The following is an 18,911-nucleotide window of genomic DNA, read 5'->3' on the forward strand; positions in this document are numbered from 1 at the left end:
GGCGGGTTGCGTTCTGCATACCCGCTCAATAACTGCTTCACGTAGGTCGGATTAGCCAAAGCGACATCCGACAACACGTTTACTGATAATCCCTGTAGCTATAAATTCCCGCTGCCAATACCAATTGCTGTGACACCTCATGGGCTTTTTCACGGCTCACCAGCAAGTCGATAATCTTCAGCGCAAAATCAATGGCTGTACCGGGCCCCTGGCTGGTTAACAGGTTGACGCGCGGATCCCACACAATACGCTTATCCTGCCACTGAGCTTCGGGAATCGTCTCTTTCAGCCCTGGAAAGCCAGTCATATTTGCAATCGGGAAAAGCTCATGCGGAACCAATACCGTACCCGCTGCGGCACAAATCGCGGCCACAATGCGGCCTGAAAGATGGAATTGGCGCACGGTTTCAACCAGTAGTGGGCTGTCGCGGAAACATTCCGCACCTTTTAAGCCGCCCGGCAACACGATGATATCGAACTCACCGTCCGCCACTTCAACCAGCGGCGCGTCAGCCAGCAGTTTTACCCCACGCGAGCAGGTAATCGTCAGATCCCCATCGCTGGCAACGCTTGCTGTGGTAACGCTAATACCGCCACGGACCAGAAGATCGATAGTGGTGACGGCTTCGGTCTCTTCAGTCCCAGGAGCCAGACAAACCAGTGCTCGAGCGCTCATATTCATTCTCCTTACGCTTTATTTGCTCATACAAGCGGCTGTTCACAGGCACTGAAAGGCCATGGGCGCGCGCGCGTTGCAGTAAATAACCAGTAATGTAATCAATCTCGGTGTGGCGTTCGACCCGCACATCCTGAAGCATCGACGAGATGTTTTCCGCTGTGCTTTCGATAACTTCGCCGACATAATAAATTAAGTCTTCAGGCGTCGTATGGTGGCCTTCGCGTTCCATTACCATAGCGACTTCGTGGCAAATATCGCTGACTTCATTTTGATGCTGGCGTAAATCACCATTCGGGCAATTGTAGAGTGCGGTGAGAGGGTTAATCACGCAATTTACCGCCAGCTTCTTCCAACTGGCAGGCAGGATGTTGTCGTGCCAGGCTATTTCGGGCAACACATTGTGCAGGGTATCGGCGAGATAGCTGAAATTGTGGCCCGCCGCGTTTCCTGGCCCAATATGCGTTATGCCATTGGCGACGTGAATAATCACGTTACCGTCGCGGCGTGCGGCGTGTGTGGTGACGCCCAGTAAAATGGGTTGATGTATGCTGCGTAACTCTTCGAGCGTCCCCATACCGTTGTGGAGCAGCAGAATTGGGCTGTTTGCCGGTAGTCTTCCCACCAGGACTTTTACAGCGCCAGAAACCTGCCATGCTTTAAGTGTCACCAGCAACAAATCACTGTTGGCGAGAAAATCAGGATCGTTGGCGATAAGCGTTTGGTTGAACACGCTACCATCGGTTTCAACCAGATTGACATGGCAAAAAGGTTGCGGCACGCGCAACCATCCCTGGACTTCATGTCCTTGCTTAAAAAGCGATGCCAGCCAGAGTTGGCCGAGCGCACCGCAACCTAGCACGGTGATTTTCATTTTGCCTCCTGGCAGCAGATGTTTTGCTTAATCTATATTATACAGGGCTCTCTCCTGCTTTAACGGGTTGTTTTGCGCGACCCAGCAGGTATTATGCAACGCAACAAAAAGAGAGGGAGAAGAAAGCATGCCATCTTTTGACATTGTGTCTGAAATTGATATCCAGGAAGTGCGTAACGCGATTGAAAACGCGGAACGTGAGGTTGCTACTCGTTTTGACTTCCGTAATGTGCCGGCAACATTTGAACTGAATGAGAAAAATCAGTCCATCAAAGTTGCCAGCGAGTCTGACTTCCAGGTCAACCAACTGTTGGATATTCTTCGTGCCAAGCTGCTTAAGCGCGGTATCGAAGGGGCTTCAATTGATGTGCCGGAAGAGTTCGTGCACAGCGGTAAAACCTGGAGCGTTGAAGCGAAGCTCAAGCAGGGCATTGAATCGACTATCGCCAAGAAAATTGTGAAGCTGATTAAAGACAGCAAAACAAAAGTTCAGGTGCAGATTCAGGGCGAAGAGCTGCGTGTAACCGGCAAATCTCGCGACGATTTACAGGCCGCAATGGCGCTGGTTCGTGGTGGTGATTTGGGGCAACCGTTCCAGTTTAAAAACTTCCGCGACTGATTTTTAAAGGGGCTTTACGCCCCTTTCACCAACTGTTCAATCTCAAATCGATTCGTTAGCTTACTGTCTATCTTCACGTAGGCGCTGCGTTCCTGCGCGATAATATTCACGTCACTCACACCATGTTGAGCCAGCAAACGCTGTTTTAGTGATTCGTCTGCGGTTACATCTTCCGGTAGTTCAATTCGCAGGCTTGCCACATACGGCGGCTCAGTCATAGTGCTACTTACCAGTAGCCACACCATTGCCAGCAATGCGCCCATCAAGAATACCGTCTGTGAATCAAATAATCCGTCAATCCATCCGCCCAGTGAACCGCCAATGGCTACGCCTAAAAACTGGCTGGTGGAATAAATCCCCATCGCCGTGCCTTTGTAACCTGCCGGAGATTCCTTGCTGATAAGCGACGGTAAAATAGCTTCCATTAGGTTAAAGGCGAGGAAGAACAATTGGACACCCAACACCAGTTCCCAGAAGTGCGGGCCGGAACCCCACAGAACAATTTCAGCGATAAGCAGTAATGCAACACAGCCGACAAATACGCGTTTCATACGGCGTTTTACTTCCGCATAAATGATAAATGGCACCACCGAAGCAAAAGCTATCAGCATAGTGCAAAGGTAAACTTTCCAGTGCTCAGACGCCGGGAATCCAGCCTGCTCGAGTTGACCTGGGAGTGCGACAAACGTCGACATCAGCATGATGTGCAGGCACATGATGCCGAAGTTCAGCTTCAGTAGTTTTGGTTCGGCCAGCACTTTGCTAAAGCAGCCTTTCACCATGCCGGACTCACGGTTCAACACATGACTTTTGGTGTTTGGTACTACCCAGAGGGTGATTAAAATGCCGCAACTTGCCAATACGGCAATCATCCAGAACAGTGCGTTTAAGCCGAGGCTATGGGTGATGATTGGGCCAAGTACCATGGCGATGGCAAAGGTGACGCCGAAGCTCACGCCGATAAAAGCCATAGCTTTGGTACGATTCTGTTCGCGGGTTAAATCCGAAAGCAGTGCCATTACAGCCGCAGCAATTGCACCTGAGCCTTGCAATGCACGGCCAAGAATAACGCCCCAGATAGAGTCAGACAGCGCTGCTATTACGCTACCAAGCACGAAAATCAGCAAGCCGCCGATAATTAGTGGTTTGCGGCCAATGCGGTCGGAAAGCAGACCAAAAGGAATCTGGAAGATAGCTTGAGCAAGGCCATAGATGCCGATGGCAATACCAATTAGCGCTTCACTGGCACCCTGTAGCGCCATTCCGTAAGTAGTAAGAACCGGTAGCACCATAAACATGCCGAGCATGCGCAGTGAAAATACCGTGCCTAAACCCCACGTCGCACGTAACTCGACGGGCGTCATTTTGTAATCGTTCATTACCACCTCAGATAAAAAGCAGGCCTTAGTGTAGTGCGTGGGCAGGGGAGGGTAAATGGCTGGTTGTTTAATAAATATTACAATGTGGAATGCTTGATGGCATTAATAAAAAAGGGCGCAATTGCGCCCTTTTATGAGGTTCATAACTTACCAGACGTAAGTCATAAGATTTTGTGAATCTGGCACCATGAAATCGACCGACATCATCACGCTTAATGAGGTGATAGCAACGATTGAAAAGACGAACAATTTGCGCGCCCAGACTTTATCGTCTTCCACTTTATAACCACGTAATGCCATGCCCAACCACCAGACACTGACGGCGGCAGCTACAACCAGATATTTCCATCCGGCATAACCACCCAGCGACAGCATCAACGTTGCGACAGCAAAAGCGATGATATAAACCGTGATGTGGTTTTTCGCGACTGAAATCCCTTTAACCACCGGCAACACCGGAATGTTGGCGGCCTGGTAATCTTTAAAGCGGAAGATAGCAATCGCGTACGAGTGCGGCATCTGCCACAGGCTAAAGATAGCCAGCAGGATTAAAGCACCGGCATCAAATTCATTGGTTACAGCGCAGTAACCAATAACCGGCGGTGCAGCACCTGACAGGCTGCCAATTAAGGTGCCGTAGACGGAGTGGCGCTTCATGTACAGGCTATAAACGCCGACATAAACCACAAAGCCCATCACACCTAACCACATGGCCAGCGGGTTAGCACCAAACCACAGGAGCATGAAGCCAGCAATACCCAACAAGGTGGCGTATACCAGCGAGGTTTTCGGCGCAATCAGGCCTTTGACCAGAACCCTGTTCTTGGTTCTCTCCATCTTGCGGTCGATGTCGCGGTCAATGAAGTTGTTATAGACACAACCCGACGCCACGACCAACGACACCCCAACAAGGGTGGATATAAACAGGGAATAATCAATACTGCCCTTTGAGGCCAGTAAAAATCCGCCAATGACAGAAATTAAATTGCCGAAAATAATTCCTGGTTTAGTTACTTGTAGGTACCGCTTCATCATATAGGCTGCTCTTAGTGAACCATCATGTTCTGGTTGAGGTTCCACATAATCCAGATAGAGCCGACCACCAGAATGGCTATTATCAGCGCAGTAAAGGCAAAGGCCACCAGGTTCCAACGCTCCTCAGAAGAGGTGTTCATGTGCAGGAAGCACACCAGGTGAACCAAAATCTGTACCACAGCACTTACCAGCACCACGCCAAGAATTACGGCGTGAGACGCTGTACCTGTCATAACCATCCAGAACGGGATTGCCGTCAGGATGATCGACAGGATAAAACCAGTCATATAGGTTTTAACGCTACCGTGGTGGGCGCCAGCGTGTTCATTTGAATGACTCATTACATCGCCCCCATCAGATAAACAACCGAGAATACGCAGATCCATACCACATCCAGGAAGTGCCAGAACAAGCTCAGGCACATCAGGCGAGTACGGTTAGCACTGGTCAAGCCGCGACGGTAAACGTGGAACATCATCAACGCCATCCAGACCAAACCAGAAGTTACGTGCAGACCGTGCGTACCAACCAGGGCAAAGAAGCCTGACAGGAAGCCGCTACGATCCGGACCGAAACCTTCTTTGATCAGGTGATGGAATTCATAGATTTCCATCGCGACGAAGCCCGCACCAAACAGGAAGGTCAGCGCAAGCCAGGAAATAACCTGGCTCTTGTTGCCTTTGTTCATGGAGATGATCGCCATGCCGTAGGTGATGGAGCTGAACAACAGCAGGGCAGTTTCAACCAGCACAAATGGCAGTTCGAAAATGTCTTTCCCTGCCGGGCCGCCGGCGGTGCCGTTCACCAGAACGGCATAGGTAGCAAACAAGCAACAGAACAGAATGCAGTCGCTCATCAGGTAGATCCAGAAACCAAAGACTTTATTGGTTCCTGCATCGTGATGCCCATGCTCTGCGGCGTGGGCGTTAGCGTGAGTGAGAGTTTCAGTTGACATTTTTCAGCCCTGCTTTGGTAATTTCATCGAAGTGCTGGTTTTCCAGTTTTTCGACTTCCGCAACCGGAACGTAGTAATCCACATCTTCGTCGAAGCTTTTCGCAATCCAGGTGATGATGATGCCGGCAAAGCCAACAATCGCCAGCCACCAGATGTGCCAGATCATCGCGAAACCAAACACGGTAGCGAACGCGGCAATAACGATGCCTGCTGCGCTGTTACGTGGCATATGAATTTCTTCATAATGCGTTGGCTGTTTGTACGCTTCACCTTTCTCTTTCATTTCCCAGAATGCATCACGTTCATGAACGTGTGGCAGGTGGGCAAAGTTGTAGAACGGAGGAGGAGAGGAAGTTGACCACTCCAACGTACGGCCACCCCATGGGTCACCTGTCAGGTCACGATTCTGCTCACGGTCACGGATTGAGACGTAGAATTGAATCAGCTGGCACAGGATGCCCAGAGCAATCAGCCCTGCACCACAAGCTGCAACAACCAGCAGAGTGTGGAACTGCGGATCAATCTGCTGGCTCAGGCGACGGGTCATACCCATGAAGCCCAGCACGTACAGCGGCATAAATGCCACGAAGAAGCCGATGATCCAGAACCAGAATGCGCGTTTGCCCCAGGTTTCGTTCAGCGTGAAGCCGAAGGCTTTTGGCCACCAGTAAGTCAGGCCTGCGAAGCAACCGAACACTACACCACCAATAATCACGTTATGGAAGTGAGCAATCAGGAACAGGCTGTTGTGCAGTACGAAGTCAGCACCCGGAACCGCTAACAGAACACCGGTCATGCCACCGATAGAGAAGGTGACAACGAAGCCAATAGTCCACAGCATGGCGGAGTTGAACACGATACGGCCTTGATACATGGTGAACAGCCAGTTGAAGATCTTCACCCCAGTCGGGATGGCGATAATCATGGTGGCGATACCGAAGAAGGCGTTTACGTTCGCGCCGCTTCCCATGGTAAAGAAGTGGTGCAGCCAAACGATGAACGACAGTACCGTAATCGCGATGGTCGCCCACACCAGAGAGGTGTAACCGAACAGGCGTTTTTTCGAGAATGTTGCAACCACTTCTGAGAACACACCAAACACCGGCAGCACCAGGATATAAACTTCCGGGTGGCCCCATGCCCAGATGAGGTTGATATACATCATCATGTTGCCACCCATATCATTGGTAAAGAAATGGGTGCCAAGGTAGCGGTCAAGGGTTAACAGTGCGACGGTCACGGTGAAGATTGGGAATGCCGCGATAATCAGTACGTTGGTGCATAGTGAAGCCCAGGTAAATACCGGCATTTTGAACATAGTCATGCCAGGTGTACGCATGTTCAGGATAGTAACGAAGAAGTTAATACCCGTTAATGTCGTACCGATACCTGAGAGCTGTAGTGCCCATATCCAGTAGTCGACGCCGACCCCCGGACTGTACTCTATGCCCGATAGCGGCGGATAAGCCACCCAACCGGTTTGCGCGAATTCACCAACCCCAAGAGACAGGTTAACCAGCACCACACCCACAACGGTGAACCAGAAGCTCAGGTTGTTCAGGAATGGGAAGGCTACGTCACGCGCACCAATCTGCAACGGCACGACAACGTTCATCAGGCCGATAACAAATGGCATCGCCACGAAGAAGATCATAATTACGCCGTGGGCGGTAAAGATCTGGTCGTAGTGATGAGGTGGCAGGAAGCCTGCTTCTCCGGCGGAGGCCAGAACTTGCTGGCTACGCATCATGATGGCGTCTGCAAAGCCACGCAGAAGCATGACGATTGCGACAATCACGTACATTATGCCGAGGCGTTTGTGGTCAACCGAAGTGAACCACTCTTTCCATAAATATTCCCACTTACCGAAGTAAGTGATAGCTGCAACTAGCGCCAGTCCCCCGACGAGAATTGCTGCCACCGTAACCATGATAATGGGTTCATGGTATGGGACTGCATCCAGTGTAAGTTTTCCGAACATCGTATTATTCCTCGGCCCCTTAGTGAGAGGTTTCCGCGTGACTCATGTCCATGCCTTCCATTCCTTCATGCGCTGCGTGCTCGCCTTCCGGTTGGGTCATGTCCATGCTCTTCCCGTGTCCCATGAATTTGTTAATAACGTCTTTAAACAAATCTGGCTTAACAGCGGAGAAGTATTCGACTTTGTTGTATTCGCTAGGCTGTGCCAGTTTCTCGTAAGTCGCCATATCGTTCATGACTTCTGGAGATTGTTTAGCTTTAGCAACCCATTGGTTAAAGGTGTCCATATCTGGGGTGGCGATTGCCTTGAACTTCATCCCAGAGAAACCTTTACCGCTGTAGTTAGACGAAATACCGTCGTAGGTGCCTGCTTCATCAGCAATCAGGTGCAATTTGGTCTGCATACCTGCCATTGCGTAGATTTGGCTGCCCAGGCGCGGAATAAAGAAGGAGTTCATCACTGAGTTAGACGTGATTTTGAATTCCACCGGGGTGTTGGCTGGGAAGGCGATTTCATTCACCGTAGCAATACCTTGCTCTGGATAGATGAAGAACCATTTCCAGTCCATGGCGATAACTTCGATGGTCACCGGCTTCGCATCATGAACAAGCGGTTTGCTTGGCTCAAGAGCGTGTGTGGTTTTCCAGGTTAGTACCGCGAGGAAGATGACGATAAGGATAGGAATCGTCCAGACCACAGCTTCAACTTTGTTCGAGTGCGACCAGTTGGGGCTGTATTTGGCGTTTGTGTTTGAAGCACGATACTTCCAGGCAAAACCGATAGCCATTGCGATAGCGGGTATTACTACTATCAACATCAGCCCGATAGCTGTCAGTATCAATGAACGTTGTTCCAGTCCAATTTGTCCTTTGGGGTCCAGAAGTGCAGAATCACAACCACTCAGTAAAAAAGTGCCTGTAATTAATGCCATCCATCCCAAACTTTTATTGTATTTCCTGAGTCTCATTTAACGACCTCAATTCCGGGGAGCTCTAATTGTCGTTTAAAGTGTGAAGGCATTTTACGGGAAGGTTACATTACTGTAAACATGAATGGCGTAGTGTCAGTGTGGTGTTACCGGGTTCTGCCGACAATGTCACATAGAATGCAACAAACTGTAAAATATCGAGATAGCCCGCAACCCTGCTGGGTTATAACGAAAACCTATGTTGCTATAAATAGTACAGGTTAATTGGTATAACCAATCATTTTACTAAACATAAATTTAACAAAATAGCATCAATTAACAAACGAATTGAGCTGCAAATTATTTGACCGGCTGGCTGAATCGGTTAAAGGTGCGAAGAAAATAATTTTCCTGCTAATAATGCAAAAAAACTGGCTTGCTTTCGCCAATTAATTCATTACATCAATATTTGCGTGTTAATCGAACGATATAGTTACTAAGCGAAATTTATTATTTTTATTAATCTGACGAATTTTACACTAAAGCTGATTTTCGCAACGCCAGATAATCAAGTATCCCTCCGAGTAAAATCCCACCAACTGCAAACAACGCTCCCCACTCCAGGAACTGAATGTTGAACGCCCAGTTTGTCAGGCCTGTCGCATTGGTAATTAATACCACCAGCCATACAGCTAAGAGGGCACAACCTAACATCAATGCCTGAAGAGCTATACGATAAGCGGAAGAAAATTCGCTTCGCGGAATGAAACTATCGTTATTCTGGGTGTATTCCAGCGTTGTTTTGCAAACCAGCAGCAACAGAATGCCTGGAACAGCGGCAATAACAGAGAATAAATAAAAAGTAGGCCAACCTTGCGCTTCAACAAACCAACCGGCAATCGGGCCAACATAAACGCGGCCTACTGCGGATAATGCTGAAAGCAGCGCAAACTGAGTGGCTGAAAACGATTTATTGCACAGTGTCATCAACAGCGCGACAAATGCCGCTGTACCCATGCCACCGCAGAGGTTTTCGAAGAAGACTGCTGCTGCCATGCTGAACATATTCTTATCGGTAATCGAAAGAAGCCAGTAACCAGCATTAGAGACACCCTGCAAAATGCCAAAGATCAGCAATGCGCGGAACAGTGACAGGCGCTGCATTAAAATGCCGCCGTAGAGTGCGCCAATGATTGTGGCAATCAAACCCAGTGTTTTATTCACCATACCGACTTCACCGGCATCAAAACCTACGCCGCGGATCAAAAATGTGGTCGTCAAACTCATGGCGAACGCATCCCCGAGTTTGTACAATACAATCAGCAGCAGAATGAGCCACGCATTGTTGCGGCCAAAGAAATCACGCAGTGGAGCGACCACAGCTTGTTCAAGGCTTTTTGGGACCGGAATGGCATCGGTGGGCTCTGGAGCTAGCAATGTAGCGATGATACAAGGCAGCATCAATGCGGCCATCAACCAGTACATGCCTTGCCAGCCAAGGTATCTATCTGCAAGCCAGAGCGCTAAACCACCCGATACCAGCATCGCCAGGCGATAACCCAACACACTGATTGCTGCACCCGTGCCGCGTTCCTCAGCCGGAAGAACATCCGTTTTCCACGCATCAAAGACGATATCTTGAGATGCCGAGCAGAAAGCAATGACAACAGCCAATGCTGCCATCCAGCGTAACTGCGAGCCGGGTTCAAGGAAACCCATACCTGCAATAGCAACCAGCAACAGAATTTGGGTGATCAGCAACCAACCACGACGACGCCCAAGCAGCGGCGGCGTGTATCTGTCCATAATCGGCGACCACAGAAACTTAAATACATAGGCTTGCCCGACAAGCGAGAAGAAACCAATGGTTTTAAGATCAATGTTCTCGACTGTCATCCATGCTTGTAGCGTGCCGGAGGTGAGGGCGAGTGGAAGACCGGATGCAAAACCTAAAATCAAAAGGATGGCTGACTTAGGTTGTTGGAAGAGACGCAGATAGTGATTGGGCATACTTTGCTCTACAGCCAGCCCGCATGACGCGGGCTGGTGGGGTATTGATTAACGAGCGTTCTGCTTAATAAAGTCGTGAACGCTGGTGTCCTGAGCCATATCAGCAATGGTATCAGTCAATACGGAGTTCACCGCGTTGGCGATATTCTTGTTGGTGGCCTGGAACGCCCCTTCTACGTTATAGCTAGAACGGTAGTTTTTGGTCATCTTGTTGCCATTTTTCGCTGTCGCAATGATCACGATGTCAGCTTTAGTGGCGATATTGTAGCGCACGCTGCCCTGAGACACGTCAGCAAACAACTGGTTTACGATGATTTGCAGATCAACCGGGCTGTTTGGTCCAACCATGTAACCACGAGCAGTCATCTGTTTTTCCAGCACTTCTTGCAGCAAGAAGCGCAGGTCACGAGATGGAGTCAATGTAACCAGTTGGTTATCACGAGTGACTTTAGCCAGAGCCTGGTCTTTACGTTGATCTGCACCGTTGATGCTGACAGTCACACCCATCAAGCTTGGGTCTTGCTGTGGCAAGCTAATCGTTGGAGAAACATCAATGGTAGTAGGTGGTGTTGCACAGCTGGCCAGCATAAATACGGCGACCAACGGGAATAATAGTTTTTTTAACATGTTCGCTATCTCAATGTACTCAAGGGGCAGGCAGATAAAAAATCACGCCATCATAACACTGCGGTTGCCCAGGGGAAGTAGTTAACGCACGTAATTTCATCGCGTTGCGCTTTTTCTGAGCGGTTGCAAAGCTATCTGACCACTTTGCCCTCGATTAGTGCCGTAATCACATTAATCTACAGGGGCTTGGCTTAGAAAATCAGACGAAAGCTAAATAATTGTTGTAATTCCGTTATTAAAACGGCTAAAAGCGGCTAACATTTAAAGGGATGAGTGGCATCTCTACGTAGTCGAGGAGAAAGTTCATGATGATGCGCGAGCAAATAGAATCAAAATTAAGGGCAGCGTTTGAACCCGTGATCCTGGAAGTTGCGGATGAAAGCTATCGTCACAATGTCCCGGCAGGTTCAGAGAGTCATTTCAAAGTGGTTCTGGTCAGCGACCGTTTTGTGGGTGAGCGTTTTTTAAATCGTCATCGTATGATTTATGGCACTTTGAGTGCAGAACTCTCGTCAACTGTGCATGCGCTGGCACTGCATACCTACACCATTAAGGAATGGGAGGGGTTGCATGACACTCTTCTTGCCTCCCCACCTTGCCGTGGAGCAGGGTCAATCGCCTGAAGTTAACCTTCAGACTTGCAACTGAGGGAACTTTTCCTTTATGTTGCGGTATATGAATCGTGTTTTATAAAACGGCCTGCGGGCCGTTTTGTTTTGTCTGAAATAGCCCTCGTTATTCCAGGGTTTGGGCAAAAAATCCAAAAGAACTGTGAAAAGGGCCGCAGCAACACTGTGTTGCCGTTCTCGACTCACCTTGGTGATGCCGCTATAATGCTGCGTCTTATTTTTCGGAATGTCTTCGGGACGATTCTGACGACAGGGAATGTGATTCTGATACAGAAGGCATCCCGGTTCTGCGGAGTGCAAATGAGCGCTTCCAGAGTTGACCGAGCACTGTGATTTTTTGAGGTAACAAGATGCAAGTTTCAGTTGAAACCACTCAGGGCCTTGGCCGCCGTCTCACGATTACTATCGCTGCAGACAGCATCGAAACCGCTGTAAAAAGCGAGCTGGTCAACGTGGCAAAGAAAGCCCGTATCGACGGTTTCCGTAAAGGAAAAGTGCCGATGACTGTTATCGCACAACGCTATGGCGCTTCTGTTCGCCAGGACGTGTTGGGCGAATTGATGAGCCGCAACTTTGTTGAAGCGATCATCAAAGAAAAAATCAATCCAGCTGGCGCACCGAACTACGTTCCAGGCGAATACAAACTGGGCGAAGACTTCACCTACGCGGTTGAGTTTGAAGTGTACCCAGAAGTTGAGCTGCAGGGTCTGGAAGCAATCGAAGTTGAAAAACCGGTTGTTGAAGTGACTGACGAAGACGTTGATGCAATGCTGGACACCCTGCGTAAGCAACAGGCGACCTGGAAAGATTCAGACGCTGCTGCAACTGCAGAAGACCGCGTAACTATCGATTTCACCGGTTCTGTAGACGGCGAAGTATTCGAAGGCGGCAAAGCATCTGACTTCGTGCTGGCAATGGGCCAGGGTCGTATGATCCCAGGTTTTGAAGACGGTCTGGTTGGTCACAAAGCTGGCGAAGAATTCACTATCGAAGTGACCTTCCCAGAAGATTACCACGCTGAAAACCTGAAAGGTAAAGCGGCTAAGTTCGACATCGTTCTGAAGAAAGTAGAAGAGCGTGAACTGCCAGAATTTACTGAAGAATTCATCAAGCGTTTCGGCGTTGAAGATGGTTCTGTAGCTGGTCTGCGTACCGAAGTTCGTAAAAACATGGATCGTGAGCTGAAAGGCGCAGTGCGTAACCGCATCAAGTCTCAAGCAATCGACGGTCTGGTTAATGCGAACAACATCGACGTTCCAGCAGCACTGATCGACAGCGAAATCGACGTTCTGCGTCGCCAGGCTGCTCAGCGTTTTGGTGGCAACGAGAAACAAGCGCTGGAACTGCCACGTGAACTGTTCGAAGAACAAGCTAAACGTCGTGTAGTTGTTGGCCTGCTGCTGGGCGAAGTAATTCGTACCCATGAGCTGAAAGCTGACGAAGAACGCGTTAAAGGTCTGATCGAAGAAATGGCTTCAGCCTACGAAGATCCGACTGAAGTTGTAGAATTCTACGGCAAAAACAAAGAACTGATGGACAACATGCGTAATGTTGCTCTGGAAGAACAAGCTGTTGAAGCTGTTCTGTCTAAAGCGAAAGTGACTGAGAAAGCCACTAACTTTAGCGAACTGATGAACCAGCAAGCGTAAGCATAATTTTTGGCATCATCGCCAAAATATTGCTGCATCAAGCCCGTCACCTACTGGTGGCGGGCTTTTTTTATCAGTGACTCCCTGAAAACCCATCAATAAAACGTAGTTTCAGGGTTAGCGTAACAAGAAAAGGTTGTTATGCTTGAAACAGGGCAAGCTTATCCCCATAAATAAGGGCATGGCTCGAAAATGGATCCCTGACTGATAATCCGTCCGAATAAGGTAATAGGTGTAAGCAGGAGCGTAGTCTTCTTCTGGCACCTCAAGTAGAATCAGTGCTGCAGGTATCGAAGGCTTAATTATTCCAGGAGACGGAAATGTCATACAGTGGCGAAAGAGATCAATTTGCACCCCATATGGCCCTGGTGCCGATGGTTGTTGAACAGACATCGCGTGGCGAGCGTTCATACGATATCTATTCCCGTCTGCTCAAGGAACGTGTCATCTTTATGACGGGCCAGGTTGAAGACCATATGGCTAACCTGATCGTAGCGCAGATGTTGTTCCTGGAAGCAGAAAACCCAGAAAAAGACATCTATCTCTACATTAATTCACCAGGTGGTGTGATTACCGCTGGTATGTCTATCTACGATACGATGCAATTTATTAAACCAGATGTCAGCACCATCTGTATGGGACAAGCCTGTTCTATGGGTGCATTCCTGCTGACCGCTGGGGCGAAGGGTAAGCGCTTCTGCTTACCGAACTCACGAGTCATGATTCACCAACCGCTGGGCGGTTATCAGGGCCAGGCTACGGATATCGAAATCCATGCCCGCGAAATCCTGAAAGTGAAAGCTCGTATGAACGAACTTATGGCGCAACACACGGGCAAATCTCTTGAAGAAATAGAGAGAGACACCGAGCGTGACCGTTTCCTCGCAGCAAATGAAGCGGTAGAGTATGGCTTAGTTGACTCAATCCTGACTCACCGTAGCTAACGCCCGAAAATAGTGAGCCGTATACTATTATTGTTATAGCAACGGCTCATAGCGCGCTTACGATTGGCTGCGCCGTAGAATGGCACTTGCGCCGTCCTGTTCGGTGCACAGAAACAAAAAAGAGGTTTTACCGATGACAGATAAGCGCAAAGACGGTTCAGGCAAACTGCTGTACTGCTCTTTTTGCGGCAAAAGCCAGCATGAAGTGCGTAAACTGATTGCCGGGCCGTCAGTGTATATCTGCGATGAGTGTGTCGACTTATGTAACGACATTATTCGCGAAGAGATTAAAGAAGTCGCTCCGCACCGCGAACGTAGTGCGCTGCCGACTCCGCATGAAATCCGTCACCATCTCGATGATTACGTCATCGGTCAGGAACAGGCTAAAAAAGTCCTGGCGGTTGCGGTTTACAACCACTACAAACGTCTGCGTAACGGCGACAGCACCAACGGCATCGAACTGGGCAAAAGTAACATTCTGCTCATCGGGCCGACGGGTAGCGGGAAAACCCTGCTGGCTGAAACCCTGGCACGTTTACTGGATGTTCCATTCACCATGGCTGATGCCACAACGTTAACCGAAGCAGGTTACGTGGGTGAAGATGTCGAAAACATCATCCAGAAACTGCTGCAGAAATGTGATTACGATGTGCAGAAAGCACAGCGCGGTATCGTGTATATCGATGAGATCGACAAAATCTCCCGCAAATCTGATAACCCGTCCATCACTCGTGATGTGTCTGGTGAAGGTGTGCAGCAGGCGTTGCTGAAACTTATCGAAGGTACTGTTGCGGCGGTTCCACCACAAGGTGGCCGTAAGCATCCACAGCAAGAGTTCTTGCAGGTTGATACCTCCAAGATTCTGTTTATTTGTGGCGGTGCATTCGCAGGGCTGGATAAAGTTATTGCTAACCGCGTTGAAACCGGTTCAGGTATTGGCTTTGGCGCGACCGTAAAAGGTAAATCTCAGAAGGCGACCGAAGGGCAGTTGTTAGGCCAGGTTGAGCCGGAGGATTTGATCAAATTTGGTCTGATTCCTGAGTTTATCGGCCGTCTGCCAGTAGTGGCTACGCTGACAGAACTGAGCGAAGAAGCACTGATTCAGATCCTGAAAGAGCCGAAAAACGCCCTGACCAAGCAGTACCAGGCGTTGTTCAATCTGGAAGGTGTGGATTTGGAATTCCGCGACGAAGCGCTGGATGCAATTGCCAAGAAAGCAATGGCACGTAAAACCGGTGCTCGTGGTCTACGCTCCATCGTAGAAGGCGCATTGCTGGATACCATGTACGATCTTCCTTCTATGGAAGACGTCGAGAAAGTGGTGATTGATGAATCCGTCATCGACGGTCAAAGCAAGCCATTATTAATTTATGGCAAGCCGGAAGCGCAACAAGCATCCGGTGAATAATTCGCCAAAATAACCAGTCAGTTAGTCTAAAAAGGGGGATTTATATCCCCCTTTTGCTTTTCCTTCATTCCTGGCATTGAATGCTCGGGAAACATCCCCATATACTGAATTACTTGTTGGTGATGCCATGATTCCTGTCATCCTTCAAGTGCAGGTGCGTTGTTTACGCCTTCCTGCAAATTGAAAGATTTAAGGTATAAACAGAGGACATCGCCCCATCACCAGGCGGACCTTAACTAAGAGAGAGCTCTATGAATCCTGAGCGTTCTGAACGCATTGAAATCCCCGTATTGCCATTGCGCGATGTGGTGGTTTATCCGCACATGGTAATTCCACTGTTTGTCGGGCGAGAAAAATCCATTCGTTGCCTGGAAGCGGCCATGGATCATGATAAAAAAATCATGCTGGTGGCGCAGAAAGAAGCCTCGACAGATGAGCCAGGTGTAAATGACCTGTTCTCAGTGGGAACCGTCGCATCCATTTTGCAAATGCTGAAACTGCCAGACGGCACGGTAAAAGTGCTGGTTGAAGGTTTACAGCGTGCGCGTATCACCACGCTTTCTGACAACGGTGACCATTTCTCAGCTCAGGCTGAGTACCTGAATTCGCCAGCTATCGAAGAGCGCGAACAGGAAGTGCTGGTGCGCACCGCAATTGGTCAGTTTGAAGGCTATATCAAACTGAACAAAAAAATCCCGCCAGAAGTACTGACATCGCTGAACAGTATTGACGATCCTGCTCGTCTGGCTGACACCATCGCTGCACATATGCCATTGAAACTGACAGATAAACAGTCCGTTCTCGAGATGTCTGATATTAACGAACGTCTTGAATATCTGATGGCCATGATGGAGTCAGAAATCGATCTGCTGCAGGTTGAGAAACGTATTCGCAACCGCGTTAAAAAGCAGATGGAAAAGAGCCAGCGTGAGTACTATCTGAACGAGCAAATGAAAGCCATTCAGAAAGAACTCGGCGAAATGGACGACACGCCAGATGAAAACGAAGCGCTAAAACGCAAAATCGACGCGGCTAAAATGCCGAAAGAAGCGCGTGAAAAAACCGAAGCGGAACTGCAAAAACTGAAAATGATGTCGCCAATGTCTGCGGAAGCAACCGTGGTTCGTGGCTATATCGATTGGATGGTGCAGGTGCCGTGGAATGCGCGCAGCAAAGTGAAAAAAGATCTGCGTCAGGCGCAGGAAGTCCTCGATACCGATCATTACGGCCTTGAGCGCGTGAAAGATCGTATCCTGGAATATCTCGCAGTACAGAGTCGCGTTAACAAGCTCAAAGGACCAATCCTGTGTCTGGTTGGGCCTCCAGGTGTAGGTAAAACCTCACTGGGTCAGTCCATCGCTCGTGCGACCGGACGTAAATATGTGCGCATGGCTTTGGGTGGCGTACGTGATGAAGCGGAAATTCGCGGTCACCGTCGTACTTATATCGGTTCTATGCCAGGGAAACTGATTCAGAAAATGGCGAAAGTGGGCGTTAAAAACCCATTATTCCTGTTGGATGAAATCGACAAAATGTCTTCGGACATGCGTGGCGATCCGGCATCTGCTCTTCTGGAAGTCCTTGATCCAGAACAGAACGTGGCGTTTAACGACCACTATCTGGAAGTGGATTACGATCTGAGCGACGTGATGTTTGTTGCTACGTCTAACTCCATGAACATTCCGGCACCGCTGCTGGACCGTATGGAAGTTATTCGTCTTTCCGGATACACCGAAGACGAGAAGCTGAACATTGCTAAACAGCACCTGTTGACGAAGCAAATTGAACGTAATGCCCTGAAAAAAGGCGAAATTACTGTTCACGATAGCGCTATTACAGGCATCATTCGTTACTACACTCGTGAAGCTGGCGTACGTAGTCTGGAACGTGAAATTTCCAAACTGTGTCGTAAAGCAGTTAAACAACTGCTACTGGATAAATCGCTTAAACACATCGAAATTGACGGTGACAACCTGAAAGATTTCCTTGGTGTTCAGCGTTTTGACTATGGCCGTGCTGACAGCGAAAACCGTGTGGGCCAGGTAACTGGTCTTGCGTGGACCGAAGTGGGTGGCGATCTGCTGACTATCGAAACCGCATGTGTACCGGGCAAAGGCAAGCTGACTTACACCGGTTCTCTGGGTGAAGTTATGCAAGAGTCTATCCAGGCTGCACTGACCGTGGTGCGTGCGCGTGCAGAGAAATTAGGCATCAATGCTGATTTCTATGAAAAACGTGATATCCACGTTCACGTGCCAGAAGGTGCGACGCCGAAAGATGGCCCAAGTGCGGGTATTGCGATGTGTACCGCACTGGTATCTTGCCTGACAGGTAACCCTGTTCGTGCAGATGTGGCTATGACAGGTGAAATTACGTTGCGTGGCCAGGTTCTGCCAATCGGTGGTTTGAAAGAAAAACTGCTGGCGGCACACCGTGGCGGTATCAAAACGGTTCTGATTCCGGATGAAAATAAACGCGATCTGGAAGAGATTCCTGACAACGTTCTCGCCGACCTGGATATTCATCCGGTGAAGCGCATCGAGGAAGTTCTGACCCTTGCATTGCAGAACGAACCTTACGGAATGCAGGTTGTGACCGCAAAATAGTGACCTGACGCATATTCGGTAAATAAAATCAGAGCTGGCTGGTGAATTGTCACTTGCCAGCTTTTTTTTGTATCGCTACTTTAGACTGCTGGTGATGCATGCCATTAACAACGGGTGTTGTAAGGGCATGACAGGCCTGATATAACTGCTGCGCGGTCGCACTTTGAAGGATACTGGTGCGATATAAATTATAAAGAGAGGAAGAGAAGAGTGAATAAATCTCAACTGATAGACAAAATTGCCGCAGGTGCTGATATTTCTAAAGCTGCGGCTGGACGTGCATTAGACGCTGTGATTGCTTCTGTTACCGAATCTCTGCAATCTGGGGAAGACGTGGCACTGGTTGGCTTTGGAACTTTTGCTGTTCGTGAACGTGCTGCCCGTACCGGCCGTAACCCACAAACAGGTAAGGAAATCACCATCGCTGCTGCAAAAGTACCTGGTTTCCGTGCGGGTAAAGCGCTGAAAGAAGCCGTTAACTGATTTATCGCTAGCTAATACCCGTTAGCATTCGAGTTGCAGGTAGGCGGCCTGGGAGCTTATCCCGATGAGCTTACTTCAGTAAGTGATTCGGGTAAGTGAGTACAGCCAACGCCCCAGCAGCTTGAAGGA

Annotated in this window: 17 protein-coding genes; 7 read left to right on the forward strand and 10 right to left on the reverse strand. The window is 49.1% G+C overall.

Annotated elements, in window-relative coordinates; genetic code table 11:
* Positions 1–79: 79 nt before the first annotated feature.
* Both yajL and panE read right to left on the reverse strand, forming a co-directional pair.
* Positions 80–676, reverse strand: coding sequence for a protein deglycase YajL (gene yajL / locus M977_RS15490; RefSeq protein ID WP_064516613.1), 597 nt, complete (start codon positions 674–676; stop codon positions 80–82).
* Complete coding sequence (panE, locus tag M977_RS15495) at positions 636–1,550, reverse strand: 2-dehydropantoate 2-reductase (protein ID WP_064516615.1); 915 nt, start codon at positions 1,548–1,550, stop codon at positions 636–638. Before panE ends, yajL begins: the two co-directional genes overlap by 41 nt.
* 127 nt (positions 1,551–1,677) lie before the next feature.
* Between panE and M977_RS15500 the strand changes: the two genes are divergently transcribed.
* Positions 1,678–2,169, forward strand: a complete 492-nt coding sequence (locus M977_RS15500) for a YajQ family cyclic di-GMP-binding protein (RefSeq protein ID WP_064516617.1) — start codon at positions 1,678–1,680, stop codon at positions 2,167–2,169.
* 14 nt (positions 2,170–2,183) lie between these two features.
* On the opposite strand, the gene M977_RS15505 is transcribed toward M977_RS15500, so the two are convergent.
* The 8 genes from M977_RS15505 to M977_RS15540 all read right to left on the reverse strand — a co-directional run bounded on the left by M977_RS15505 (position 2,184) and on the right by M977_RS15540 (position 11,063).
* The gene (locus tag M977_RS15505) at positions 2,184–3,548 is read right to left on the reverse strand and encodes an MFS transporter (protein WP_064516619.1); all 1,365 of its coding nucleotides are present in this window, start codon (positions 3,546–3,548) and stop codon (positions 2,184–2,186) included.
* 147 nt (positions 3,549–3,695) lie between these two features.
* Entirely contained in the window at positions 3,696–4,583 is an 888-nt protein-coding gene (gene cyoE, locus M977_RS15510; protein WP_064516621.1) for a heme o synthase, read from the reverse strand.
* An 11-nt stretch (positions 4,584–4,594) separates the two neighbouring features.
* Entirely contained in the window at positions 4,595–4,924 is a 330-nt protein-coding gene (locus M977_RS15515) for a cytochrome o ubiquinol oxidase subunit IV (protein WP_034457975.1), read from the reverse strand.
* Positions 4,924–5,538 (reverse strand): cytochrome o ubiquinol oxidase subunit III, encoded by a 615-nt coding sequence (locus M977_RS15520; protein WP_064516623.1) that lies wholly within the window; start codon positions 5,536–5,538, stop codon positions 4,924–4,926. The genes M977_RS15515 and M977_RS15520 overlap by 1 nt, the downstream gene beginning before the upstream one ends.
* A complete protein-coding gene (cyoB, locus tag M977_RS15525; protein ID WP_064516625.1) occupies positions 5,528–7,519 on the reverse strand; it encodes a cytochrome o ubiquinol oxidase subunit I in 1,992 nt (663 codons plus the stop codon). The genes M977_RS15520 and cyoB overlap by 11 nt, the downstream gene beginning before the upstream one ends.
* 19 nt (positions 7,520–7,538) lie before the next feature.
* Entirely contained in the window at positions 7,539–8,486 is a 948-nt protein-coding gene (cyoA, locus tag M977_RS15530; protein WP_064516627.1) for a cytochrome o ubiquinol oxidase subunit II, read from the reverse strand.
* 474 nt (positions 8,487–8,960) lie between these two features.
* The gene (gene ampG, locus M977_RS15535; protein WP_064516629.1) at positions 8,961–10,436 is read right to left on the reverse strand and encodes a muropeptide MFS transporter AmpG; all 1,476 of its coding nucleotides are present in this window, start codon (positions 10,434–10,436) and stop codon (positions 8,961–8,963) included.
* Between the two features lie 48 nt (positions 10,437–10,484).
* Positions 10,485–11,063: a lipoprotein gene (locus M977_RS15540; RefSeq protein WP_034457986.1), complete on the reverse strand. Its 579-nt coding sequence runs from the start codon at positions 11,061–11,063 to the stop codon at positions 10,485–10,487.
* Between the two features lie 305 nt (positions 11,064–11,368).
* Here M977_RS15540 and bolA point away from each other — a divergent pair, with 305 nt between their 5' ends.
* From bolA to hupB, 6 genes are all read left to right on the forward strand, one after another.
* Positions 11,369–11,686, forward strand: coding sequence for a transcriptional regulator BolA (gene bolA / locus M977_RS15545; protein ID WP_064516631.1), 318 nt, complete (start codon positions 11,369–11,371; stop codon positions 11,684–11,686).
* A 356-nt stretch (positions 11,687–12,042) separates the two neighbouring features.
* Positions 12,043–13,341 (forward strand): trigger factor, encoded by a 1,299-nt coding sequence (gene tig / locus M977_RS15550; RefSeq protein WP_064516633.1) that lies wholly within the window; start codon positions 12,043–12,045, stop codon positions 13,339–13,341.
* 320 nt (positions 13,342–13,661) lie between these two features.
* Positions 13,662–14,285, forward strand: a complete 624-nt coding sequence (gene clpP, locus M977_RS15555) for an ATP-dependent Clp endopeptidase proteolytic subunit ClpP (RefSeq protein ID WP_064516635.1) — start codon at positions 13,662–13,664, stop codon at positions 14,283–14,285.
* Positions 14,286–14,418: 133 nt separating this feature from the next.
* Positions 14,419–15,693, forward strand: a complete 1,275-nt coding sequence (gene clpX, locus M977_RS15560; protein WP_034457994.1) for an ATP-dependent protease ATP-binding subunit ClpX — start codon at positions 14,419–14,421, stop codon at positions 15,691–15,693.
* Between the two features lie 251 nt (positions 15,694–15,944).
* Positions 15,945–18,299, forward strand: coding sequence for an endopeptidase La (gene lon / locus M977_RS15565; protein ID WP_064516637.1), 2,355 nt, complete (start codon positions 15,945–15,947; stop codon positions 18,297–18,299).
* Between the two features lie 210 nt (positions 18,300–18,509).
* On the forward strand, positions 18,510–18,782 hold the full coding sequence (hupB, locus tag M977_RS15570; protein ID WP_034457998.1) for a nucleoid-associated protein HU-beta: 273 nt from the start codon (positions 18,510–18,512) through the stop codon (positions 18,780–18,782).
* The last annotated feature ends 129 nt before the right edge of the window (positions 18,783–18,911 follow it).

It is taken from the genome of Buttiauxella gaviniae ATCC 51604 (assembly GCF_001654835.1).
Taxonomy (GTDB): domain Bacteria; phylum Pseudomonadota; class Gammaproteobacteria; order Enterobacterales; family Enterobacteriaceae; genus Buttiauxella; species Buttiauxella gaviniae.